This is a genomic window from Pseudomonas sp. GL-B-26, from assembly GCF_019947405.1.
Classification (GTDB): Bacteria; Pseudomonadota; Gammaproteobacteria; order Pseudomonadales; family Pseudomonadaceae; genus Aquipseudomonas.
In genome coordinates, this window is sequence record NZ_JAGYGJ010000048.1 from 13235 (window position 1) to 34486 (window position 21252).

25 protein-coding genes are annotated in these 21252 nt (G+C 61.2%); 14 read left to right on the forward strand and 11 right to left on the reverse strand.

Annotated features, from left to right (window positions below; genetic code table 11):
* Nucleotides 1-35: 35 nt before the first annotated feature.
* The 4 genes from KGB23_RS24565 to KGB23_RS24580 are packed head-to-tail and all read right to left on the reverse strand — an operon-like array spanning nucleotide 36 to nucleotide 3166.
* Nucleotides 36-554 carry a DUF3299 domain-containing protein gene (locus KGB23_RS24565; protein ID WP_223432917.1) on the reverse strand — a complete coding sequence of 173 codons (519 nt, stop codon included), beginning with the start codon at nucleotides 552-554 and terminating at the stop codon, nucleotides 36-38.
* A gap of 11 nt (nucleotides 555-565) precedes the next feature.
* The gene (locus KGB23_RS24570) at nucleotides 566-1831 is read right to left on the reverse strand and encodes an ABC transporter permease (RefSeq protein WP_150658313.1); all 1266 of its coding nucleotides are present in this window, start codon (nucleotides 1829-1831) and stop codon (nucleotides 566-568) included.
* A 1-nt stretch (nucleotide 1832) separates the two neighbouring features.
* Nucleotides 1833-2543: an ABC transporter ATP-binding protein gene (locus KGB23_RS24575; RefSeq protein ID WP_056743679.1), complete on the reverse strand. Its 711-nt coding sequence runs from the start codon at nucleotides 2541-2543 to the stop codon at nucleotides 1833-1835.
* Between the two features lie 44 nt (nucleotides 2544-2587).
* A complete protein-coding gene (locus KGB23_RS24580; protein WP_223432918.1) occupies nucleotides 2588-3166 on the reverse strand; it encodes a DUF2796 domain-containing protein in 579 nt (192 codons plus the stop codon).
* 135 nt (nucleotides 3167-3301) lie between these two features.
* Here KGB23_RS24580 and KGB23_RS24585 point away from each other — a divergent pair, with 135 nt between their 5' ends.
* Nucleotides 3302-3649, forward strand: a complete 348-nt coding sequence (locus tag KGB23_RS24585) for a hypothetical protein (protein ID WP_223432919.1) — start codon at nucleotides 3302-3304, stop codon at nucleotides 3647-3649.
* On the opposite strand, the gene trxA is transcribed toward KGB23_RS24585, so the two are convergent.
* The 3 genes from trxA to KGB23_RS24600 all read right to left on the reverse strand — a co-directional run bounded on the left by trxA (nucleotide 3646) and on the right by KGB23_RS24600 (nucleotide 5818).
* Nucleotides 3646-4518 carry a thioredoxin gene (gene trxA, locus KGB23_RS24590; protein WP_223432920.1) on the reverse strand — a complete coding sequence of 291 codons (873 nt, stop codon included), beginning with the start codon at nucleotides 4516-4518 and terminating at the stop codon, nucleotides 3646-3648. The genes KGB23_RS24585 and trxA overlap by 4 nt on opposite strands.
* 182 nt (nucleotides 4519-4700) lie before the next feature.
* Nucleotides 4701-5357, reverse strand: coding sequence for a class I SAM-dependent methyltransferase (locus KGB23_RS24595; protein WP_223432921.1), 657 nt, complete (start codon nucleotides 5355-5357; stop codon nucleotides 4701-4703).
* Nucleotides 5354-5818 (reverse strand): YbaY family lipoprotein, encoded by a 465-nt coding sequence (locus KGB23_RS24600; protein WP_223432922.1) that lies wholly within the window; start codon nucleotides 5816-5818, stop codon nucleotides 5354-5356. The genes KGB23_RS24595 and KGB23_RS24600 overlap by 4 nt, the downstream gene beginning before the upstream one ends.
* A gap of 128 nt (nucleotides 5819-5946) precedes the next feature.
* Between KGB23_RS24600 and nrdR the strand changes: the two genes are divergently transcribed.
* From nrdR to KGB23_RS24660, 12 genes are all read left to right on the forward strand, one after another.
* Nucleotides 5947-6411 carry a transcriptional regulator NrdR gene (gene nrdR / locus KGB23_RS24605; RefSeq protein ID WP_003228656.1) on the forward strand — a complete coding sequence of 155 codons (465 nt, stop codon included), beginning with the start codon at nucleotides 5947-5949 and terminating at the stop codon, nucleotides 6409-6411.
* Nucleotides 6408-7541: a bifunctional diaminohydroxyphosphoribosylaminopyrimidine deaminase/5-amino-6-(5-phosphoribosylamino)uracil reductase RibD gene (gene ribD, locus KGB23_RS24610; RefSeq protein ID WP_223432923.1), complete on the forward strand. Its 1134-nt coding sequence runs from the start codon at nucleotides 6408-6410 to the stop codon at nucleotides 7539-7541. The genes nrdR and ribD overlap by 4 nt, the downstream gene beginning before the upstream one ends.
* A gap of 46 nt (nucleotides 7542-7587) precedes the next feature.
* Complete coding sequence (locus KGB23_RS24615; protein WP_223432924.1) at nucleotides 7588-8250, forward strand: riboflavin synthase; 663 nt, start codon at nucleotides 7588-7590, stop codon at nucleotides 8248-8250.
* A gap of 16 nt (nucleotides 8251-8266) precedes the next feature.
* Entirely contained in the window at nucleotides 8267-9358 is a 1092-nt protein-coding gene (ribBA, locus tag KGB23_RS24620; protein ID WP_033059428.1) for a bifunctional 3,4-dihydroxy-2-butanone-4-phosphate synthase/GTP cyclohydrolase II, read from the forward strand.
* 91 nt (nucleotides 9359-9449) lie between these two features.
* Nucleotides 9450-9926: a 6,7-dimethyl-8-ribityllumazine synthase gene (ribE, locus tag KGB23_RS24625; RefSeq protein WP_003185938.1), complete on the forward strand. Its 477-nt coding sequence runs from the start codon at nucleotides 9450-9452 to the stop codon at nucleotides 9924-9926.
* Nucleotides 9923-10423 (forward strand): transcription antitermination factor NusB, encoded by a 501-nt coding sequence (gene nusB / locus KGB23_RS24630; RefSeq protein ID WP_008153530.1) that lies wholly within the window; start codon nucleotides 9923-9925, stop codon nucleotides 10421-10423. The genes ribE and nusB overlap by 4 nt, the downstream gene beginning before the upstream one ends.
* A gap of 21 nt (nucleotides 10424-10444) precedes the next feature.
* Nucleotides 10445-11410, forward strand: coding sequence for a thiamine-phosphate kinase (gene thiL, locus KGB23_RS24635; RefSeq protein WP_223432925.1), 966 nt, complete (start codon nucleotides 10445-10447; stop codon nucleotides 11408-11410).
* Nucleotides 11407-11910 (forward strand): phosphatidylglycerophosphatase A, encoded by a 504-nt coding sequence (locus tag KGB23_RS24640; protein ID WP_003228639.1) that lies wholly within the window; start codon nucleotides 11407-11409, stop codon nucleotides 11908-11910. The genes thiL and KGB23_RS24640 overlap by 4 nt, the downstream gene beginning before the upstream one ends.
* 22 nt (nucleotides 11911-11932) lie before the next feature.
* Nucleotides 11933-12670 (forward strand): substrate-binding periplasmic protein, encoded by a 738-nt coding sequence (locus KGB23_RS24645; RefSeq protein ID WP_223432926.1) that lies wholly within the window; start codon nucleotides 11933-11935, stop codon nucleotides 12668-12670.
* A gap of 232 nt (nucleotides 12671-12902) precedes the next feature.
* The gene (ribA, locus tag KGB23_RS24650) at nucleotides 12903-13520 is read left to right on the forward strand and encodes a GTP cyclohydrolase II (RefSeq protein ID WP_033059420.1); all 618 of its coding nucleotides are present in this window, start codon (nucleotides 12903-12905) and stop codon (nucleotides 13518-13520) included.
* Nucleotides 13517-13936 carry an MFS transporter gene (locus KGB23_RS24655; RefSeq protein WP_223432927.1) on the forward strand — a complete coding sequence of 140 codons (420 nt, stop codon included), beginning with the start codon at nucleotides 13517-13519 and terminating at the stop codon, nucleotides 13934-13936. Before ribA ends, KGB23_RS24655 begins: the two co-directional genes overlap by 4 nt.
* Nucleotides 13936-14736 (forward strand): cobalamin-binding protein, encoded by an 801-nt coding sequence (locus tag KGB23_RS24660; RefSeq protein WP_223432928.1) that lies wholly within the window; start codon nucleotides 13936-13938, stop codon nucleotides 14734-14736. The genes KGB23_RS24655 and KGB23_RS24660 overlap by 1 nt, the downstream gene beginning before the upstream one ends.
* Before the next feature lie 4 nt (nucleotides 14737-14740).
* Here the strand turns inward: KGB23_RS24660 and KGB23_RS24665 are convergent, their stop codons facing one another.
* The 4 genes from KGB23_RS24665 to KGB23_RS24680 form a co-directional block, all read right to left on the reverse strand.
* The gene (locus tag KGB23_RS24665; protein WP_223432929.1) at nucleotides 14741-16624 is read right to left on the reverse strand and encodes a TonB-dependent receptor domain-containing protein; all 1884 of its coding nucleotides are present in this window, start codon (nucleotides 16622-16624) and stop codon (nucleotides 14741-14743) included.
* A 168-nt stretch (nucleotides 16625-16792) separates the two neighbouring features.
* Nucleotides 16793-18691 carry a 1-deoxy-D-xylulose-5-phosphate synthase gene (gene dxs, locus KGB23_RS24670; protein ID WP_223432930.1) on the reverse strand — a complete coding sequence of 633 codons (1899 nt, stop codon included), beginning with the start codon at nucleotides 18689-18691 and terminating at the stop codon, nucleotides 16793-16795.
* 92 nt (nucleotides 18692-18783) lie between these two features.
* Nucleotides 18784-19671, reverse strand: a complete 888-nt coding sequence (gene ispA, locus KGB23_RS24675; protein WP_223432931.1) for a (2E,6E)-farnesyl diphosphate synthase — start codon at nucleotides 19669-19671, stop codon at nucleotides 18784-18786.
* Entirely contained in the window at nucleotides 19668-19910 is a 243-nt protein-coding gene (locus KGB23_RS24680) for an exodeoxyribonuclease VII small subunit (RefSeq protein ID WP_007894317.1), read from the reverse strand. The genes ispA and KGB23_RS24680 overlap by 4 nt, the downstream gene beginning before the upstream one ends.
* A gap of 520 nt (nucleotides 19911-20430) precedes the next feature.
* On the opposite strand from KGB23_RS24680, the gene KGB23_RS24685 reads away from it, so the two are divergent.
* Nucleotides 20431-21222, forward strand: a complete 792-nt coding sequence (locus tag KGB23_RS24685; RefSeq protein WP_223432932.1) for a YfaP family protein — start codon at nucleotides 20431-20433, stop codon at nucleotides 21220-21222.
* The last annotated feature ends 30 nt before the right edge of the window (nucleotides 21223-21252 follow it).

Sequence of the window (21252 nt, forward strand, 5' to 3'; positions counted from 1 at the left end):
ACTCAGCTCAATGAAACAGTGATGGGGGACGTCAGTCACTCCGGCAGCTCATACACGTAAATCTTGTCTGCCTGCATCTGATACCCGGCATCCGCCAACTCGCTGGTCGACGCTTTAACCTGCAATGCCCCTTCGATCCAGTACGGCTGATACAACTCGTCGAGCTTCACACCCACCTCGCTTTTGACGTGCACGATCTGGTTCGACGGCGGTGGCGGCACGTGGATGCAGGCGCCGAAATAAGGCACCAGCAGAAACTCGGTGGTGCGACCTTCTTCACTCACTTCCAGCGGCACGATGTAGCCCGGCAACCGAATGTTCTGGCCGTCGAGGCTTTTCACCACCGGTGCATTGGGCATGTCTTGCTTGGCCGCGGGCGCCGATTCGGCGGCCAACGCGTTGCCCATCTGCGACAGGTCGTGCAGCGGCGTCATGTTCGGCACTTCCGGCGCGGCGTCCGGCGGGATCATTTCCGACCAGGTCAGGTCTTTCGGCTCGGCCGCCCACAGGGGCAAGGCGACCAGCATCAACAGCACAAGCGCAGCGCGGGGCATGTTCAACGTCCTCATAAACGGATCGACAGGCCATCGGCCAGGGATTGGCGGTACGCGCGCCAGGCCGGCACGCTGCCCATCAGCAATGCGGCGATCAGGATGCCACCGAGCAGCGTCCATTCATATTCGCTCGGCCAGGCCAGCGGCAGGTACAAGCCGTAATTTGATTGCACATAACCTTGGGCCAAGGCGATGCCCACATACAAAAGACCCACCCCGGCAATCACGCCCGACAGCGCCAGGGCAAACGCCTCCAGCACCAGCAACGTCGCGATGTGCCACGGCCGGGCACCCACCGAACGCAGAATCGCCATCTCCCGGCGGCGTTCGTTGAGACTGGTGAGGATCGCCGTGAGCATGCCGATCAACCCGGTCAGCACCACGAACAGCGACACCACGAACAAGGCTTTTTCCGCCGTGCTCATCAAACTCCACAGCTCTTGCAGCGCCACGCCCGGCAGGATCGCCAGCATCGGTTCACCCAGAAATTCGTTGATTTCACGCTGTAGCGCGAAGGTCGAAATCTTGCTGTTGAGGCCGAGCATGAACGCAGTGATCGCTTGCGGCGTCAGGTCCATGTTGCGCGCCTGATCGGCACTGATCCGACCGTTGCCGCGCGCCGGCACGCCGTTGTGCCAGTCGATGTGAATCGCTTCCATGCCGCCGAGACTGATGTGCAGCGTGCGGTCCACCGGAGTGCCGGTGCGTTTAAGAATGCCGACCACGGTGAACGGCTTGTCGTCGTGCTTGACCAGGCTGATCACTGCCACGCCGTGGGCCAGCACCAGTTTGTCGCCGAGTTTGTAGTGCAGCGCATCGGCCACTTCGGCGCCGAGTACCACTTCGAACGGGTCGGTGGCGAAGGCGCGGCCGTCGGCCAGTTCGAGGTGTTGCTGATGACCGTACTGATAGTGTTCGAAGTACGCCTCGGTAGTGCCCATCACCCGGTATCCGCGATGGGAGTCGCCGAGGGACATCGGGATTGCCCACTTCACTTTCGGGTTGTTGGCGAAGTGTTCGAAGCTGTCCCAGCGGATGTTATTGGTGGCGTTGCCGATGCGGAACACCGAGTACAGCAGCAGGTTCACCGAACCGGAGCGGGCGCCGACAATCAGGTCGGTACCGCTGATGGTGCTGGCGAAACTGGCCTTGGCTTCGGTGCGCACCCGTTCCACGGCCAACAGCAGGCAGACCGACAGGGCAATGGCGAACGCGGTGAGGATCGCGGTGAAGCGGCGGTTAGCCAGGCTGGCCATGGCTAGACGAAACAAATACATCTCAGACCTCGGACGGGGTGGCGGCGCGATTGAGATCGGCCAGCGACAAGTGGCGATCGAACAGCGGTGCCAGGCTCTGGTCATGGCTGACGAACAGCAGGCTCGACCCGGCTTCGCGGCATTCGGCGAACAACAAGCGAAGGAAGTTCTCGCGGGCGTCGTAATCCAGGGCCGAGGTCGGTTCGTCGGCAATCACCAATTCAGGCTGACCGATCAATGCGCGTGCAGCGGCAACCCGTTGCTGCTGGCCGATGGACAGTGAATCGGCGCGACGACTGAGGATGCTTTCATCCTTCAGACCCAAGTGGGCGAGCAGGGTGGCCGCCGCCTGATCGACGCTGCCGTGACGCTGGATCGCCCGTTCGGCACGCAGTTTGGAGAAGTGGCAGGGCAACTCGACGTTCTCGCGCACCGAGAGAAACGGCAGCAAGTTGAACTGCTGGAAGATGTAGCCGGTGTGATCGACCCGGAAGCGGTCGCGAGCGCCGGCCGAGAGTTCGGTCAGCTCCTGGCCCAGCAATCGAATGCTGCCGCGATCAGGCTTCTGCACACCACCGAGCAGGCCCAGCAGGGTGGTCTTGCCGCTGCCGCTGGGGCCTTTGAGGAACAGGGTTTCGCCAGGCATAAGGCGAAACGCCGGGATATCCAGCAGCGGCGGGTGACCGGGCCAGCTGAAGCCGAGGTCGGACAGTTCGATGAGTGCTTGGGTCATTTAACCGGTTTCATGAATGTTGATGCCAGGGGATCGGGGTGAATTTAGAATTTCAGGGCGGCAGCCTTGGCCGTCACTTCAACCCCTTGCTGCCCGCTCGGGCTGATCAGTTGTACCTGAATCTTCTGGGTCGCCGGGAAGGTGTTGAAGATGTTCGCCAAGTCCAGGGTTTTCAGCGCGCCCGGTGCCGAGCAGCTGAATTGATAATGAGCGTGGATTTCGCTGTGGTCGTGGTGATGCTCGTCCTTGCCTTCCTCGTCGTGATCATCATCGGCATCGGGTTTGTCGCCGAACAGCGGACTTTCCAGTTCCTGAGTCGCAACCACGCAGCCAGCGGCTTTCGGCAGGTTGAACAGCACCAGCGGTTTCTCTAGCTGCGCACGAACCGCGGCGACTTTGGCTTTGTCGGCGTCGGTGGTGGCGGTGTGTTCGAAACCCACCAGGTTCATCGCCGGGCTTTCCAGCTCCAGCTCCAGAGTCTGACCGTCCAGCGCTGCGTTCAGGCGTCCGACACCATGTTCGTGGGCACTGAGGCTGCCGTGCTCATGATCATGTTCATCGCCAGCGTGGGCGACGGCCAGCGGCAACAGGGCAAACGGCAGAGCGAGAAGCAGACGGCGCATGGAAGGTCTCCGAAAAGTAAAATGAAGAATTTGTTATGTAATCTTATAACGTAAGTGGCGAGAGTTTGACCGCCTGCTTGGCGTTGCACAAGTCCCATGGGAGCATGCAAGTCAGAAATGTGCAGGAGCAGACTTATGTTGCGTATACGCGGAAGCATCGGCGACTGGCCGGTGGATTTGACGCTGGAGATGGATGACGGCGACTGGGCACGGCTCGGTGCGCAGTTGCAGGTGGTGAAACCGGAGGCCAGTGCAGCGCCGGCAAAACCGATCAATCAGGATGATGCGCTGTGGCAGATCGCCAAGGATTTACTGCGCAAAGCCGGGCAATTGAGCGGGCCGGATTTGCTGGATCAGTTGGAAGGACTGACCGGCAGCGCGGCGTCGGGCAAACGCTTGCTGGTGCGTTTGCGCCACTGCTCTGATGTGAAGGTGACGAGCGGCGGGGATACGCCGCTCTACAGCTGGATCAACGCAGGTTAATACAGCGCAGCAAACAACTTGCGGCGGTACGTGGTCACCAGCGGGTGATCGTTGCCCAGCAGTTCGAACACCTGCAGCAAGGTCTTGTGCGGCAAACCTTCGCTGTAGCTGCGATTGCGCACGAACAGCTTGAGCAACGCATCCAGCGCCGCGTCGTACTGTTGGCGGGCCAGTTGCTGGATCGCCAGTTGATAAACCGCTTCATCGTCCTGCGGATTTTTCGCAAGGCGCGCTTTCAGGTCTGCCGCATCCGGCAAATCCTTGGCCTGGCCGAGAAACTGGATCTGCGCCTTGGCGCCGGCCAAGGCAGCTTTGTGCTCATCGCTCGTGACCGCATCGAGCACGATTTGCGCTTCACCCAGCTCGCCACGTTCAGTGAGGCAACGGGCGTAGAGGATCAGCGCCTTGGCATTGGTGTTGTCTTCGCCCAGCAGCACTTTCAGTATGGCTTCGGCATCGGCAAAGCGGTTGTCATCGAACAACGCCTGAGCTTGCTCAAACGGATCGGCAGCAGCTGGCGGCGGCATTTGCACGTGAGGCTCAAGCATCGCGCGCACCGCAGATTCCGGCTGTGCTCCGGCAAAACCATCCACCGGCTGACCGTCCTTGAACAGCACCACCGTCGGCAGGCTGCGAATGCCGAAGCGCGAAACGATGTCCGGCTCGACGTCGCAGTTGACCTTGGCCAGCAGCAACTCGCCCTGATAGCTCTCGGCGATGGTTTGCAGCATCGGCATCAAGGCCTTGCACGGCGCACACCATTCGGCCCAGAAATCCACCAGCACCGGTTTGTGGAAAGAGTTCTCGATCACCGACTGCTCGAAATCGGCAGTCGTGGCGTCGAAGATGTACGGCGTTTCCTGACTCATGGGGGATCTCGTAAAAGCGTGAATGGGGCAACTATACGACTTGGTGGGGGCTGGCCGGAAGCGGTGTGGTCGTTGGAGATGTGTTGGCTGACAGGGCGCCTTCGTCGGAACGCCGCCCGGAGCAAGCCCGCTCCCACAGGGGAATGCGGTCAACTGTGGGAGCGGGCTTGCTCGCGAAGCTTTTAGCCGCGCCGCGCGTGGTAGAGGCTCACATGCCGAAACTCTTCGGGCTCGGCCAGATCGGGCAAGGTCATCGCTTCCAGCATCTCGATACGTTGATAAAGCGGGTGCCTGAAATCCCTCACTCGGGAATCCGCCACCAACGCTTCCTGGCCGCGACTCAAGAATTCATCGAGCAACGGCAGATTCGCCCGGTCGTACAGCACGTCGGCCACCAGAATCAGATCAAACCGATCCGACTCGGCGAAAAAGTCCGTTGAGTAGTTGAGGTGTACGTCATTGAGTTCGGCATTCGCCCGACAGGCGGCAATCGCCAGCGGGTCGAGGTCACAGGCCACCACTTCCAGCGCTCCGGCCCTGACTGCTGCGATCCCCGCCACCCCGGAACCGGCTCCGAAATCCAGCACCCGTTTGCCTTTGACCCACTCAGGGAATTCGGCGAGATAGCGGGCGACCGCCAGACCACTGGCCCAGCAGAAACTCCAATAAGGCGGCTCATGCAGAATCCGCCGGGTTTCTTCCGGGCTGAACGCGCGGTCCATGTTGTCGCCGTCGATCAGCCAAAGCTTCAGATCGGTGTCCGGCAATTCACAGGCAACCAGTTGTGCGTCGCCGAGCAACTCACCCAGCGCTTGTTGAAGGTCGAGCGGTGCAATCATGGCGCTTTGACGAATTGCAGCTGACCCAGCGCTTGCGTCGTTGGCTGGCTGATGACCTGCGACGGCAGATGCAAAATCAGCTGGCCGGACTGGCTGGCGCGGCCACGCAGTTCAACGCGGGCGCCGACCGGAAAGGATTCCGGGTTGAAACGCAGGTGAAACGGCAAAATCTGATTGGTGCCGATCAGGCTGGAACTGGCCAGCAATTGTTGCGGGCGGTCCTTGTCGTCGATCACCAGCAGCGCCAGTTCGACTTCGGCACCGGCCGGCACGCCTTGCAAGGTGCCGCTCAATTCACGCTGATACGCGGGCAGCGGGCCGAGGTTGGCCGATTCCTTGGCTTTCTTCTGTGCCTGCTGTGGCGCGGGGCCTGGCGTCGGCGGCTGGGGCTTGGGCGCATCGCTGCTGCAGGCCACCAGCAGGCTGAAAAGACTGAGCAAAACGAGCGGTCTTAGGGACATTTTCGGCTCCAGCAAGGTGAAATCCATGGATCTAGCTCTATAGCCCGTCTGTATACCGCAAACCCTATGGCTTGTCTTGCCACGGGGATGCGCTACCATGGCCCTCCCTTTTTTTGTTGCCTGCCACCATGCACTGTCCCTTCTGCGGTGCCAACGACACCAAGGTCATCGACTCGCGTCTGGTCGCCGAGGGCGAACAGGTACGCCGCCGGCGTGAATGCCTGGCCTGCGGCGAGCGTTTCACGACGTTCGAGACGGCCGAACTGGTGTTGCCGCGCCTGATCAAAACCGACGGCAGCCGCCAGCCGTTCGACGAAGAAAAACTCCGCGCCGGCATGCAGCGTGCGCTGGAGAAGCGCCCGGTGAGTGTCGAGCGCCTGGAATCGTCGTTGGTGCACATCAAACACAAACTGCGCGCCACCGGTGAGCGAGAGGTTAAATCCCTTGTCGTCGGTGAACTGGTGATGGCCGAGCTGCAAAAGCTCGACGAAGTCGCCTACATTCGTTTCGCCTCCGTGTATCGGCGCTTCCAGGACCTCAACGAGTTCCGCGAAGAGATCGATCGCCTGGCCCGTGAGCCGGTGAAAGAATGACCACCTCTGCCGAACAAGCCATCCTCGACGCCCATTACATGGCTCGTGCCCTGGAACTGGCGCGCAAAGGTCATTACACGACACACCCCAACCCTCGGGTAGGCTGCGTGATCGTGCGGGACGGGCAGATTGTCGGCGAAGGCTGGCACGTGCGCACCGGCGAACCCCACGCCGAAGTCCACGCCCTGCGCGCCGCCGGCGATAAAGCTCGAGGCGCCACCGCTTACGTGACCCTCGAACCTTGCAGCCACCACGGACGTACGCCGCCCTGCGCCGATGCGCTGGTGAATGCGGGTGTGGCTCGGGTCGTCGCGGCGATGCAAGACCCCAACCCGTCGGTTGCAGGTCGTGGCATGCAGCGTCTGGCCCAGGCCGGCATTGCTACCGAAAGCGGCGTGCTGGAAGGCGAAGCGCGCAAGCTTAATGAAGGTTTCCTCAAGCGCATGGAGCACGGCTTGCCGTTCGTGCGGGTCAAGTTGGCCATGAGCCTCGACGGCCGTACGGCGATGGAAAGCGGCGAAAGCCAATGGATCACCGGTCCTGCGGCGCGTTCGGCGGTACAACGCCTGCGCGCTCAGGCCAGCGTAGTGTTGACCGGCGCCGACACGGTGCTGGCAGACAACGCCCGTCTCACTGTGCGTGCTGATGAACTAGGCCTGGATCCTGAGCAAACGGCCCTGGCCATGAGCCGTCCGCCGCTTCGCGTGCTGATTGATGGCCGCCTGCGGGTGCCGCTGGACGCACCGTTCTTCAAGGCCGGGCCTGCATTGGTCGCCACGTGCATGGCGATCGAGGAGCAATACGCCAATGGCCCAGAGTGCCTGATCGTGGCGGGCGAGGATGGCTTGGTCGACCTGCGTAAACTGCTGGTCGAACTGGCCGCCCGTGGGGTCAACGAAGTACTGGTCGAAGCGGGGCCGCGGCTGGCCGGGGCTTTCGCTCAGCAAGGCCTGGTCGACGAGTTCCAGATTTTCATCGCTGGCAAGTTTTTAGGTTCGTCTGCGCGTCCGTTGCTGGATTGGCCGCTCGCGCAAATGAAGGATGCGCCTGAACTCAAAATCACCGAAATTCGCGCGGTTGGCGATGACTGGCGAGTCATCGCCATTCCTTCGCCAGCGGCAAGCGTATAATTCCGGGCCTGCGCCACGCGACGGCCCTGTTCTCGAGGAGGACTCCATGTTTACCGGCATCATCGAATCCATCGGCAGTATTCGTGCATTGACCCCAAAAGGCGGAGATGTGCGGGTACACGTAGAAACCGGCAAGCTCGACCTGAGCGACGTCAAACTGGGCGACAGCATCGCAGTCAACGGCGTTTGCCTGACCGCGGTTGAGTTGCCAGGCAACGGCTTTGCGGCGGACGTCAGCCGCGAAACCCTCGACTGCACCGCCATGAATGATCTGAAAAGCGGCAGCCCGGTGAATCTGGAAAAAGCCCTGACCCCGACCACTCGCCTCGGCGGGCATCTGGTCAGCGGCCACGTCGATGGCGTGGGTGAAGTGGTTGCCCGTACCGAGAATGCTCGTGCGGTGGAGTTCCGCATCCGCGCGCCTGCCGATCTGGCCAAGTACATCGCCCATAAAGGCTCGATCACCGTCGACGGCACCAGCCTGACCGTGAACGCGGTCGATGGCGCCGAGTTCTTGCTGACGATCATTCCGCACACCCTGAGCGAAACCATCATGGCGTCTTACCAGCCAGGTCGCCGGGTGAATCTTGAAGTTGACTTGCTGGCACGTTATCTGGAACGCCTGTTGTTGGGCGACAAGGCCGCAGAGCCTACGTCCAGTAACATCACCGAAAGCTTTCTGGCCGCCAACGGCTACCTCAAATCCTGACCCAAGGGGGTGCCTTGTGGCGCTCAATAGCATCGAAGAACTGGTTGAAGACATCCGCCAAGGCAAGATGGTCATCCTCATGGATGACGAAGATCGCGAGAACGAAGGCGACCTGATCATGGCCGCCGAGTGCTGCCAGCCTGAACACATCAACTTCATGGCCAAGCACGCCCGTGGCCTGATCTGCATGCCGATGAGCCGCGAGCGCTGCGAACTGCTGAAGCTGCCCTTGATGGCGCCGCGTAACGGTTCCGGCTTCGGCACCAAGTTCACCGTGTCCATCGAAGCGGCCACCGGCGTGACCACCGGCATTTCCGCCGCCGACCGTGCGCGCACCGTGCAGGCCGCTGCCGCGAAAGACGCCAAGGCTGAAGACATCGTCAGCCCCGGCCACATCTTCCCGCTAATGGCTCAGGCCGGCGGAACGCTGGCTCGCGCCGGCCACACCGAAGCGGCGTGCGACCTGGCGCGCATGGCCGGTTTCGAGCCGAGCGGCGTGATCTGCGAAGTGATGAACGACGACGGCACCATGTCCCGCCGCGCGGAACTGGAAGCGTTTGCTGCCGAACACAACATCAAGATCGGCACCATCGCCGACCTGATTCACTACCGGATGATCCACGAACGTACCGTTCAGCGGATTGCCGAGCAGCCGCTGGACAGCGAACTGGGCCAATTCAACCTGGTGACCTATCGTGATTCCGTGGAAGGCGACGTGCACATGGCCCTGACCCTGGGCACCGTGTGCGCCGAAGAGCCGACCCTGGTTCGGGTGCACAACATGGACCCGCTGCGTGACCTGTTGATGGTCAAGCAGCCTGGCCGCTGGAGCCTGCGCGCCGCGATGGCCGCGGTTGCCGAGGCTGGCAGCGGTGTCGTGCTGTTGCTCGGTCACCCGCTCGATGGTGACGTGTTGCTGGCGCACATCCGCGAAACCGCGGAGCACGTACCGGCGAAAAAACCGACCACCTACAGCATCGTGGGTGCCGGTTCGCAGATCCTTCGGGACCTGGGCGTACGCAAAATGCGCCTGATGAGTGCACCAATGAAATTTAATGCGATATCCGGTTTCGATCTGGAAGTTGTAGAATACGTGCCCTCCGAATAATGACCGGTTGTTTCCAGTCCTTGATTCGCGGTTAACACATCACTGAGGGACGCGTAGAAAACGCGTCCCGGCTCTTTAAGAGATCTAACGAATGACCCTGAAGACCATCGAAGGTACCTTCATCGCCCCTAAAGGCCGCTACGCTTTGGTAGTAGGCCGTTTCAACAGTTTCGTCGTTGAAAGCCTGGTCAGCGGTGCAGTTGATGCCCTGGTTCGCCACGGCGTGAGCGAAAGCGACATCACCATCATCCGCGCACCTGGCGCCTTCGAAATCCCGCTGGTTGCGCAGAAAGTCGCTCAGAAGGGCGAATACGCGGCAATCATCGCCCTGGGCGCGGTCATTCGTGGCGGTACTCCGCACTTCGAATACGTGGCTGGCGAATGCACCAAGGGCCTGGCCCAGGTGTCCATGGAGTTCGGCGTTCCAGTCGCATTTGGCGTGCTGACCGTTGATTCCATCGAGCAAGCCATCGAACGTTCCGGCACCAAGGCCGGTAACAAAGGTGCTGAAGCTGCCCTGTCCGCTCTGGAAATGGTCAGCCTGCTGGCGCAGTTGGAGGCCAAGTGATTAGCGACGAAAGCGATCGTTTCAACCCGCGCGATCCAAAGCCTGCGGATGCCGGCAAGCCATCGAAAAGCGTCAAGCGTCGCGAAGCCCGTCAGCTCGCGACTCAGGCGCTGTACCAGTGGCACATGGCCAAGCAATCTTTGAACGAGATCGAAGCGCAGTTCCGGGTCGATAACGATTTCAGCGATGTCGATGCCGCTTACTTTCACGACATCCTGCACGGCGTTCCGGCTCACAAGCCTGAGATCGACGCTGCACTGACGCCGTGCCTGGACATCACGATCGAAGAGCTGGACCCGGTTGAACTGGCCGTCCTGCGCCTGTCGACCTGGGAACTGCTCAAGCGCGTCGACGTGCCGTACCGCGTTGTGATCAACGAAGGTATCGAGCTGGCGAAAGTCTTTGGTTCCACCGACGGCCACAAGTTCGTCAACGGTGTACTCGACAAGCTGGCCCCGCGTCTGCGTGAAGCTGAAGTGAAGGCGTTCAAGCGCTAATCGGCGCTTGAGTTGCTGCCAATGGGCGAGTTTGAGCTGATCCGCAATTTCTTCGCCGCCGCGCCCTGTGCGCAAGGCGGCGAAGGCGTTGCCCTTGGGATTGGCGATGACTGCGCCTTGCTGGCTGTTCCCCCCGGGGAGCAGTTGGCCATTTCCACCGACACGCTGGTTGCCGGTGTGCATTTCGCAGATCCTTGCGACCCGTTTCTGCTTGGTCAGCGCTCGCTGGCCGTGGCCGTCAGCGATCTGGCTGCCATGGGCGCCACTCCCGTTGCCTTTACCCTTGCCCTGACCTTGCCGACGGTGACCGCCGATTGGCTGGACGCCTACGCCCGTGGTTTGAACATCATGGCGCAGCGCTGTGGTGTGGCGCTGGTGGGCGGTGATACCACCCGTGGACCATTGAGCCTGACAATGACCGTGTTCGGTCGTGTGCCGGCAGGTTTGGCGTTGACCCGCAGCGGTGCGCAGCCAGGCGACTTGCTGTGCGTTGGCGGTGAACTTGGCAACGCGGCGGGGGCATTACCGCTGGTGCTCGGTCAGCGGACGGCTGAAGCCGCCATCGCCGATCCGCTGCTGGCACATTACTGGTCGCCGCAGCCGCAGCTTGGGTTGGGAATGGCGCTGCGCGGTAAAGCCACCTCGGCGCTGGACATCTCCGACGGCCTGCTCGCGGACTGCGGGCATATTGCCCTCGCGTCACAGGTCGGCATTCAGGTTGAACGGGACACGCTGCCATTGTCGAAAGCTTTAGTCGCCTTCCTCGGCCAGTCGGGTGCCGAAAAAGCGGCCCTGAGCGGTGGTGATGATTACGTGTTGGCCTTTACCTTGCCGTCCGTCGAGTTGCCGCAATTGTTGAGCGACGGCTGGCCGATCCATGTGGTCGGCCGTGTTGTGACGGGGCAGGGCGTGGTGCTGCTGGACGCCGATGGACAAGACATCACCCCGCAAACCCGGGGCTATCAACATTTTCGGGAGACACCGTGACAGATCATCCCAAACAGGTCCCGGCGGAATTCGTACCGCCTTCGGTCTGGCGCAATCCGTGGCATTTCCTGGCGTTCGGCTTCGGCTCGGGCACCTTGCCAAAAGCACCGGGCACTTGGGGTTCGTTGGTTGCGCTACCCTTTATCCCGTTGTGGCAGATGCTGCCCGATTGGGGTTACTGGCTGATGCTTGGCATCACCATGCTGTTCGGCTTCTGGCTGTGCGGCAAGGTCGCCGACGATTTGCGGGTGCACGACCATGAAGGCATCGTCTGGGACGAAATGGTCGGGATGTGGATCACCTTATGGCTGGTGCCGGAAGGTTGGTACTGGTTGCTGGCGGGGTTTCTGATGTTCCGCTTCTTCGACATCCTCAAGCCGTGGCCGATTCGCTGGATCGACCGGCATGTGCATGGCGGCGTCGGGATCATGCTCGATGACGTATTGGCCGGGGTGTTTGCGTGGTTGGCGATGCAGGGACTGGTATGGATTTTTGCCTGACGGGCGAAACTGGGGACTAGGGATGGCTCGACGCTGGTTGGCTGTGATGATTTTCGCGATGTTTTGCTCACTCACCCAGGCGAGTGACGAGGGCACGACGCCGTCGGTGATTCATCTGGCCAGCGAAGACTGGGAAGACTACACCGCCGCCGATGGCCACGGTTTGGGCTGGGATGTATTGCGGGAAGTCTTCGAGCCGGCGGGGGTCAAACTGGACATCCGCAGCGAACCGTACGTGCGTTCCATGGGCCTGGCCCAGCGCGGCGAAGTGGATGCCTGTGTCGGCTCCTATCTTGATGGGTCCAGCGATCTGCTCTATCCGCGCTGGAACTTCGATACCGATCACATCTATGCCTTGGGCCTGGCCAGCAACCCCGCACCGACCCCGGAAACCCTGGGCAACTATCGACTGGCCTGGGTCCGTGGCTACGACTTTCAGGATTACCTGCCCAACGTACGCCGCTATAACGAAGTCATGCGGCGTACCGGGATTTTGTCGATGTTGACCCGCAACCGCGCCGACTATTACATCGACGCGCTGACCGAGGTCGACTATGTCCTCAGGTGGGCCAAGGATCCGTCGCAGTTCCGTCGTACCCACATCGCTGAATTACCGCTGTATCTGTGCTTTGCCAAGACCCCCAAGGCCCGAACGCTGATGGCCCTGTTCGATCAGCGTATGGAGCAATTGGTGAAAAGCGGTCAGCTGAAACCGATCTTCGAGCGCTGGAAACAACCCTATCCGTTCGACTCAAACTGAACACGGTCAATGTGGGAGCGGGCTTGCTCGCGAATGCGGTGTATCAGTTAACATTCATGCCGGCTGACATACCGCATTCGCGAGCAAGCCCGCTCCCACACGGTCGACAGCAGGGCCGATATCTAACTTTTTGATTGTTATGCCCCATAATTCAGCCTAAGCGTCTGTCGGAACGTGCTGTTACAATGCCGCGTCTGCGAATCTCCAGTACTTATTGATCAGGAGCACACCGGTGCCTGTCGTTTTTGTCGCCGCTTCCAAGCTGCCAACGCCTTTTGCGCAATTCACCATGCACGGCTTTCTCGATGAAGAAAACGGGCGCGAGCACGTTGTGCTGAGCCTGGGTGAGTTCGTCGACGGTGCCCCGGTACTCGGCCGGTTGCACTCCGAATGCCTGACCGGCGATGCCTTGTTCAGCCAGCGTTGCGATTGCGGCTCGCAACTTGAAGCAGCCTTGCAGGCCATCGCCCGTGAGGGTCGTGGCGTGTTGCTGTACTTGCGTCAGGAAGGTCGCGGCATTGGCCTGCTGAACAAGATCCGCGCCTATGAATTGCAGGATGGCGGCGCCGATACCGTTGAAGCCAACGAGCGTCTGGGCTTTGCCGCCGATCAGCGTGACTACGCCATGTGCCTGCCGATGCTGGAGCACCTGGGCGTGAAGTCCCTGCGTCTGATGACCAACAACCCACGCAAGGTCAAAGCCTTGACCGACATGGGCATCGTGGTCGCCGAGCGCGTGCCGCTGCACACCGGCCATAACCCGCATAACAAACTCTACCTGGCCACCAAGGCCAGCAAGCTCGACCACATGATGGGCAACGAGCACCAGGGTGAGGCAGACCGGGCGTGACCCGCGGTCAGGTTCGGCGGCGACTGTCCGTCAATTGGTGGCAATACCTGGCGCTGGCCTTGGTGCCGCTGTTCGTGATCAACGGCGTATTTGGCCAGAGCGAGGCGATCCTGCCGGTGCTGGCGATGCCGTTGTTCATCGCGGGTGTGGCGTCGATGTTTGTCAGCCTGAAATTCTTTGGCGGCTACAAACACGCGCTGATCGCCACTCAAAAAGCCCTCGACACCCCTGAAGAACCAGCTGCCTGGATCGCCCTGGCGGCCAAGCGTCGCACGGCGTTCCTGGCTGCCAGCCTGCCGGCCTGGATCGGTGCGCTGGCAGTATTCGTCGGCCTCGAAGCCGTGCCGTTGATGCTGCTGTCGCTGTCGACCCTGGTGCTGTTTTACCTCTACCGTATCCCGCGTCAACTCGGCTGATGCGACCCGTCTGGCTGGCGGTTTTGCTGCTGGCCGTCAGTGGCCCGGCGGCTGCGGTCGAACGCGTTGTCAGCCTCGCGCCTTCTCTCACTGAAATCGTTATTGAACTGGGTTCAGCCGACCTGCTGGTGGGTGTGCTGGATGCCGGTGAGCGTCCGGCCGAGCTCAAAAACCTTCCTTCGGTTGGCCGCTACGGTCAGCTGGACATGGAGCAGTTGCTCAGTCTCAAACCCGATCTGCTGTTGCTCTGGCCCGGCAGCGTTGGCCCGGCCCAGCGTGAACAGCTCAAGCGGTTGAATCTCCCGACCTACGTTGCCGAACCCCACAATCTCGATCAACTCACTGCGCAGATTGAGGCGATTGCCTCACAGCTCGGCCGACCGGAGCGAGGCGTTTCATTGGCTGAAAATTTGCGTCAGCGACTGGATTCGCTACGCCAGCGTTATCGTCGGGATGTGCCATTGCGGGTGTTTTATCAGGTCTGGGATCGGCCGCTGTACACCGTTGGCGGCGGGCAGATCATCAGCGATGCGCTTGAGGTGTGCGGGGCGCGCAATGTGTTTTCCGACCTGGCGTTGCCGGCGCCGCAGGTCAGTATTGAGGCGGTGTTGCAGCGTAATCCAGAAGTGATTCTGGCCAGCGATCAGGCGCAACTCGATGCGTGGAAAGCCTGGCCGCAGGTGACGGCGGTGGCGCAGGGGCAATTGCTGTTGGTGACGGATAAAGGTCTGGAGCGGCCGAGTGGGCAGATGATCGAAGCGACCACAAAGTTGTGCCAGTTGATCGCGCCTTCACGCTGATCGCTCAGAGTTCCGGCGTCCACGTCACCCCAAACATCCACGCCCGACCTTCTTCACGATACCCATACTGACTGCCATCATGGCTGTACAGCGCCCGGCTATAACCCTTGTCCAGCAAGTTATCGACCTTCAGCTCAAGCTTGACCTCACGATTCAATTCCCAGCTGCTGCGCAACCCCAGCAACGCGTACCCGCCCAATGGCTGCTGATTGTTCTCATCGTCATAGCTGCTGCTCACCGCTTGCCAGCTGGCGCCGAGCCCTAGTTGGTCAAACTGTCGATCCAGATCCAGGCTCAAGGTCCGCCGCGCGCGCCGAGCCAGGGTGTGCCCACTGTCACGATCGCGCGGGTCGATGATCGCTACGCCGAGATTGCTCTGCCAGCCGAGCAGTTCCTGTTTCAATGCCGCTTCGAAACCATTGATGCGTGCCGAGGCGACGTTCTGCGGCCGTGAGTTGCTGCCGAAAATAATCGCGTCTTCCAGGTCCGTCCGGTACAGAGAAGCTTCCAGGCGAGCGGTGTCGGTCAGTTGACTGCGCCATTGCAGCTCATAGCTTTTCGACGTCTCGGGTTTCAGATCGGGATTACTGAAATCGGGGTAATACAGGTCATTGAACGTCGGCGCGCGGAAGCCTTCGCTGTAGGTCAGCAGCACATCGTTGTCCGGATTCAGCGGCAGGGTGAAGGTGCCGCTCCAGCTGTTCTGGCCGCCGAACTGCTGGTTCTGATCCCGGCGCAGACCCAGTTCGGTGGAGAAGCTGTCCGCCTGGTAATGATGCTGAATGAACGCCGCACGGTTCCAGCGGCTGTCCTCGTCGAATGGCGTGTTGCTGTTGATCCGGTCCTCATACCAGTCGCCGCCGAGGATCAGGCTGTTGCGCTCATCGAGGGTCAGGTCGTTCTGCCAGTTCACCGAGTCGCGATACGTGTTGAACACACTGCGTTCGTCGCTGAGCTTGTCGAGGGTCTTCTCGCGGTTTTCACTGTGGCCGAACTCGGCGCGGGTTTTCCACAGGTCATTGATACGCGCATCGACGTAACTGCTGAGACTGCTCACCGCGAAGTCGCTGTAGGGCTGCTGCTGGACTGTCTCGAACGTGTCCATGTCGAAGCGGCCGAACGGATTGTCGAACTCACTTTTGCCACGGTTATCCAGCAGGTTGGCGCCGATTTCGATGTCATCAGTGAGGGCGTGACTCAGGCTCAAGCTCACCGATTTGTTGCGGTATTCGTCATGATCGTCGTCACTGGGATAGGACTCGTGGGTGCGATTGATTCCGGCGCTTTCATCGAGGCTGGCGCCGAGGTTGAATCGGGTCTGCTCGTCGCCGCCGGACAGCCCGAGGCTGCGTTCCCAGGTCTGGTTGCTGCCAAAGCCCACGTGCATTCGCGGTTGCAGGCCGGGTTCGCCGCCACGACGAGTGAAGATCTGGATCACCCCGCCAATCGCATCGCTGCCATAAATCACCGAGCGGGAACCGCGCAACACTTCCACGCGCTCGACCTGTTCGATGTTGATGTGTTGCAGGTTGCTGTCGCCCGAGGTGGAGTTGCCGATGCGCTGGCCGTCGACCAGCACCAGGCTTTGGGCCGACTTGGTACCGCGAATGTAAATCCCCGGCAGACTTCCGCGCCCGCCGGTTTGTCCGACCTGCACACCCGGCACACGACGCAGCAAGTCAGTCACGCTGCTCGGTTGCAGACGATCAATGTCTTCGCGGGTGAACACGGTGTTGGCGGCGCTGCTGTCATTGCGCGCTTCGACCTGACGGTTGGCGCTGATCAGCACGTCGGGAAGTTTCAGGGCCTGGTCGCGTTCGAAGGTGTCGGCCAGCAGTTGGCCGGCCGGCAGCAGGGTCAGCGTCAGGGCGAGGCGGGACAGTTTCATCGGTAATCCATCGACGCGTTAGAGCGAACACAAATCAAATGTGGGAGCGGCGGTGCGGCGATCCGACTTGCTCGCGAATGCGGTGTGTCAGTCAACATTGATGCCGACTGACACACCGCATTCGCGAGCAAGCCCGCTCCCACAAGGGGTTTTGCATAAGTCTGAGATTTAGATGCTCAGCAGTTGCAGGCGCTCACGCACCGAAGCCTCGATCCCGGCCTCATCCAACCCGCACTCGGCCAGCATTTGCGCAGGCTTGGCGTGCTCGACGTAACTGTCCGGCAAGCCCAGGTGCAGCATCGACTTGAGGATGTTTTCGCGGGCGAGAAATTCGCTGACGGCGCCACCGGCACCGCCCATGATCGCGTTCTCTTCGATAGTCACCAGCAGCTCATGGCTGCCGGCGATGTCGCGAACCAGTGCTTCATCGAGCGGTTTGACGAAGCGCATGTCGACCACGGTTGCATCCAGCGTCTCGGCGACTTTCAGCGCCTCGGCCAGTTGCACGCCGAACACCAGCAGGGCGACTTTGCTGCCCTGACGACGAACCACACCCTTGCCGATTTCGATCGGTTCGAGGTCTTTCTCGATCGTCGCGTTCGGGCCAGAGCCGCGCGGATAACGCACCGCCGCCGGGCCGTTGAACAAGTGGCCGGTGGTGAGCATTTTGCGCAGTTCGTTCTCGTCGCTCGGGGTCATCACCAGCATGCCGGGGATGCAGCGCAGGAACGAAAGATCGAAGCTACCCGCGTGAGTCGGGCCGTCTTCGCCCACCAGGCCCGCGCGGTCGATGGCGAACAGCACGTCGAGGTTTTGCACCGCGACGTCATGAATCAATTGGTCGTAGCCACGTTGCAGGAACGTCGAATAAATCGCCACCACCGGTTTCGCGCCTTCGCAGGCCATGCCGGCAGCGAGGGTCACGGCGTGTTGTTCGGCAATCGCCACATCGAAATAGCGCAGCGGGAAACGCTCGCTGAAGGCCACCAGATCGGAGCCTTCTTTCATCGCGGGAGTGATGCCCACCAAACGCGGATCAGACGCGGCCATGTCGCACAGCCATTCACCGAACACACCGGAATACTTCGGCCCGCCAGCTTTCTTCGGCGCGGCGGCCGGAGCGTCCAGCGGTTCAAGTTTGGTGATCGCGTGGTAACCGATCGGGTCGACTTCCGCCGGGGCGAAGCCTTTGCCTTTCTTGGTGACGACGTGCAGGAACTGCGGGCCTTTCAGATCGCGCATGTTGCGCAAGGTGGCGATCAGGGTCGGCAGGTCGTGGCCATCGATCGGGCCGATGTAGTTCCAGCCCAGCTCTTCAAACAGCGTGCCGGGAACCAGCATGCCTTTGGCGTATTCTTCGGTGCGACGGGCGATTTCCCAAGCGCCGGGCAGGCGCGACAGGACCTTTTTGCTGCCTTCACGCATGCTTGCGTAAGTGCGGCTGGAAAGGATCTTCGCCAGATAATTCGACAGCCCGCCAACGTTGCGCGAGATCGACATGTCGTTGTCGTTGAGGATCACCAGCATGTTGGCGTCCACTTCCGGCGCATGGTTCAGCGCCTCGAAGGCCATGCCGGCGGTCAGTGCGCCATCGCCGATCACGGCGATCGCCTTGCGATCACTGTTCTGCAGGCGGGCGGCAATGGCCATGCCCAGCGCTGCGCTGATCGACGTGCTGGAGTGGCCGACGCCAAAGGTGTCGTACTCGCTCTCGGAGCGACGCGGGAAGGCCGCGACGCCGTCCTTCTGGCGCAGGGTGCCCATGCGCCCGCGACGGCCGGTGAGGATCTTGTGCGGATAGGCCTGATGACCCACGTCCCACACCAGCCGGTCGTCCGGGGTGTCGAAGACGTAATGCAACGCGATGGTCAATTCGATGACGCCCAGGCCGGCACCGAAATGCCCGCCGGTCTGACCGACCGTGTAGAGCAATTCCAGGCGCAACTCATCGGCCAGGGTTTCCAGCTCGGCTTCGCCTAACCGGCGCAGGCCGTCCGGCGTGTTGGCACGGTCGAGCAGGGGCGTGGTCGGGCGCTTGCGGGGAATCTCATGAAACGTCGTGGGCATCAGGCGAATCGTTATAGGTATAAAAGATGCGGCAGTTTACCTGATGCATCGCCCCCTGCCCACGCGTTGGTTTTAACTTGGCGGATACGCCGTCAGCTGCGCCGGTCGACGATGTAGCGGGCCAGGTCGCGCAACGGCTCGGCCGCCGCGTCAAACGGTCGCAGCGCGTGCAAGGCTTGATCGCGCAGTTCCAGGGCGTAGGCCTTGGCAGCGTCGAGACCGAGCAGGGCCGGGTAGGTCGGCTTGTCGCGTGCGATGTCGGCGCCTTGGCGTTTGCCGAGGGTTTCGGTATCGCTTTCGACGTCGAGAATGTCGTCCTGCACCTGGAACGCCAGGCCGATGGCCTGCGCATAAGTCTGCAAAGACTTCAGTTCGTCTTTCTCGGCACGACCACTGGCCAGGGCGCCGAGTTTGACGCTGACCTCGATCAACGCGCCGGTCTTGTGCCGGTGCATGGTTTCGAGGGCTTTTTGATCGAGCTTCAGACCGACCGAACCGAGGTCGATGGCCTGACCGCCGACCATGCCGGCCGGGCCCGCGGCCAATGCGAGAGCGCTGACCATTTGCAGACGAGTTTCCGCGTCTGAGTTGCTCAGGCGAGGGTCGAGCAGGGCGCTGAAGGCCAGGCTCTGCAAGCCATCGCCGGCCAGAATCGCGCAAGCTTCATCGAATTTTTTGTGAGTGGTCGGCTGGCCGCGACGCAGATCGTCGTCGTCCATGGCCGGCAAATCGTCATGCACCAGGGAATAAGCGTGTATCAGCTCCACCGCGCACGCCGCGCCGTTGGCTTGCTCGGCCTTGCCGCCCAGCGCTTCGCACGCGGCGTAGGCCAGCAGCGGGCGAACCCGTTTGCCGCCATTCATCACGCTGTAGCGCATGGCCTCGTACAGACGCGCGAGCTCAGGGCTCGGCGCGTTGAACAGGGTTTCCAGTGCAGCGTTGACGCGGGCCTGGCTGGTCGCCGAATACGCTGCAATCATTCTGGCTGATCCGCGTCGAAGGGTTCCTCGGCCAGCTCGCCATCACGCTCGAGCAGCACTTGAACCTTTTGCTCGGCCTGGGCCAGCGCCGCCTGGCAATCGCGGGTCAGACCGATGCCTTGCTCGAAAGCCGTCAGCGAGTCTTCCAGCGACAATTCGCCGTTCTCCAGACGCTCCACCAGCGTTTGCAGGTCAGCGAGAGATTGTTCGAAATCCAGTGCAGCTTTTTTGCGGGCCATGGCGGCTATTTCCGGTTGACGTTAAACCGGCGCGACACTAGCAGACATGGGGGTTATGGGCAAATGGGCCGGGTGTTTCGGCCATTGTGTTTCGGGGCGAACGCGGTTTCTGTGGCGAGGGAGCTTGCTCCCGCTGGGGCGCGAAGCGTCCCTAAACCAGACGCCGCATTTCGTTAAAATTCTCATATTCGGCGGTTTGCGACTGCTTCGCCCGAGCGCGGACCGGCCGGCGGGAGCAAGCTCCCTCGCCACAAAGGGATGTCGCGTCTGAAAGTGATGGGGATTATTCGGCTCACTTTATGAGCCGAATAACCTCGCTATTCGGCTCACGCCCAACAATCACCGTGATTCCTGCCGCAAATATAGATGTATCCGATTGTTAAAAAACCGCCGAATGGCTAATCTTCGCGCCTTCTACGACCCGATAGTCATGGGTCTTTCTGACGAAACGCAGTTTTTGGATCTGTAACGCGCCGAGGATCGGGCGCAAGGTTTCGTTATGCATGGCAGGAGGCGTCACATGCGTTCATTTCTTCTATTGCTGATGGGGCTCGTCTGCGCGACCGCGGCGTTGGCCGAGCCTTCGGCCGAGGTGTCGGAACCGGTGGGTGGCTGGCGTTATTCCGGCCTGCTGGACCGCAGTGAACATCCTCAAGTCGCTTATCCCACGCCACCCATTGATCGCGGTGTGCAGCGCAATCGCACCATGATCCAGGGCCAACTCAAGGCCATCGGCACTCAGCGAGGGCCGCACACCCTGGCCGTCAACGGCAATCCGCTGAATCTGTACACCGACGACCAGGGACGTTTCGCCCGGCCGTATGCATTTGGCGCCGGCTCCAACAGCGTCGAAGTGCGCAGCTCCGAAGGCAAATCGCTCAAGCGCGTTCAATTCTATGAAGCCAACAACCTGCGTACCCCGGCGCGGATTCGCGTGGTGCTGGGTTGGGATGACCCGAAAGCCGAACTCGACCTGCACATCATTACCCCCGACGGCCAACACGCGTTCTGGGCTCGCCCGGCGATGAGCAACGGCGGCGGTCTGGATCCGGACGGCGTCGATGGCCCCGGCCCGGAAATGTTCACCATGACCGCGCCGATGCATGGCACCTATCTGGTTTACGTGAACTATTGGGGCAACTTCGGCAGTGGCGGCTATAACTTCGATGAGACCAGCAACCAGAACGAGGTGATCACCTCGCAGATCAACCTGGTGCTCAACGAAAACACCGTCGACGAAAAACGCGAGACCTTCATCGTGCCCCTGCGGGCCATCGGTGACCTGCTGCTGGTCAAGACTTTCAACTATTAAGCATCCCGCTCCACGGATGACATCGGGTTT

Coding starts and splice junctions, on each gene's coding strand:
- KGB23_RS24565 (WP_223432917.1), bottom strand. CDS start 554: ATGCCCCGCGCTGCGCTTGTGCTGTTGATGCTGGTCGCCTTGCCCCTG.
- KGB23_RS24570 (WP_150658313.1), bottom strand. CDS start 1,831: ATGTATTTGTTTCGTCTAGCCATGGCCAGCCTGGCTAACCGCCGCTTC.
- KGB23_RS24575 (WP_056743679.1), bottom strand. CDS start 2,543: ATGACCCAAGCACTCATCGAACTGTCCGACCTCGGCTTCAGCTGGCCC.
- KGB23_RS24580 (WP_223432918.1), bottom strand. CDS start 3,166: ATGCGCCGTCTGCTTCTCGCTCTGCCGTTTGCCCTGTTGCCGCTGGCC.
- KGB23_RS24585 (WP_223432919.1), top strand. CDS start 3,302: ATGTTGCGTATACGCGGAAGCATCGGCGACTGGCCGGTGGATTTGACG.
- trxA (WP_223432920.1), bottom strand. CDS start 4,518: ATGAGTCAGGAAACGCCGTACATCTTCGACGCCACGACTGCCGATTTC.
- KGB23_RS24595 (WP_223432921.1), bottom strand. CDS start 5,357: ATGATTGCACCGCTCGACCTTCAACAAGCGCTGGGTGAGTTGCTCGGC.
- KGB23_RS24600 (WP_223432922.1), bottom strand. CDS start 5,818: ATGTCCCTAAGACCGCTCGTTTTGCTCAGTCTTTTCAGCCTGCTGGTG.
- nrdR (WP_003228656.1), top strand. CDS start 5,947: ATGCACTGTCCCTTCTGCGGTGCCAACGACACCAAGGTCATCGACTCG.
- ribD (WP_223432923.1), top strand. CDS start 6,408: ATGACCACCTCTGCCGAACAAGCCATCCTCGACGCCCATTACATGGCT.
- KGB23_RS24615 (WP_223432924.1), top strand. CDS start 7,588: ATGTTTACCGGCATCATCGAATCCATCGGCAGTATTCGTGCATTGACC.
- ribE (WP_003185938.1), top strand. CDS start 9,450: ATGACCCTGAAGACCATCGAAGGTACCTTCATCGCCCCTAAAGGCCGC.
- thiL (WP_223432925.1), top strand. CDS start 10,445: ATGGGCGAGTTTGAGCTGATCCGCAATTTCTTCGCCGCCGCGCCCTGT.
- KGB23_RS24645 (WP_223432926.1), top strand. CDS start 11,933: ATGGCTCGACGCTGGTTGGCTGTGATGATTTTCGCGATGTTTTGCTCA.
- KGB23_RS24660 (WP_223432928.1), top strand. CDS start 13,936: ATGCGACCCGTCTGGCTGGCGGTTTTGCTGCTGGCCGTCAGTGGCCCG.
- KGB23_RS24665 (WP_223432929.1), bottom strand. CDS start 16,624: ATGAAACTGTCCCGCCTCGCCCTGACGCTGACCCTGCTGCCGGCCGGC.
- dxs (WP_223432930.1), bottom strand. CDS start 18,691: ATGCCCACGACGTTTCATGAGATTCCCCGCAAGCGCCCGACCACGCCC.
- ispA (WP_223432931.1), bottom strand. CDS start 19,671: ATGATTGCAGCGTATTCGGCGACCAGCCAGGCCCGCGTCAACGCTGCA.
- KGB23_RS24680 (WP_007894317.1), bottom strand. CDS start 19,910: ATGGCCCGCAAAAAAGCTGCACTGGATTTCGAACAATCTCTCGCTGAC.
- KGB23_RS24685 (WP_223432932.1), top strand. CDS start 20,431: ATGCGTTCATTTCTTCTATTGCTGATGGGGCTCGTCTGCGCGACCGCG.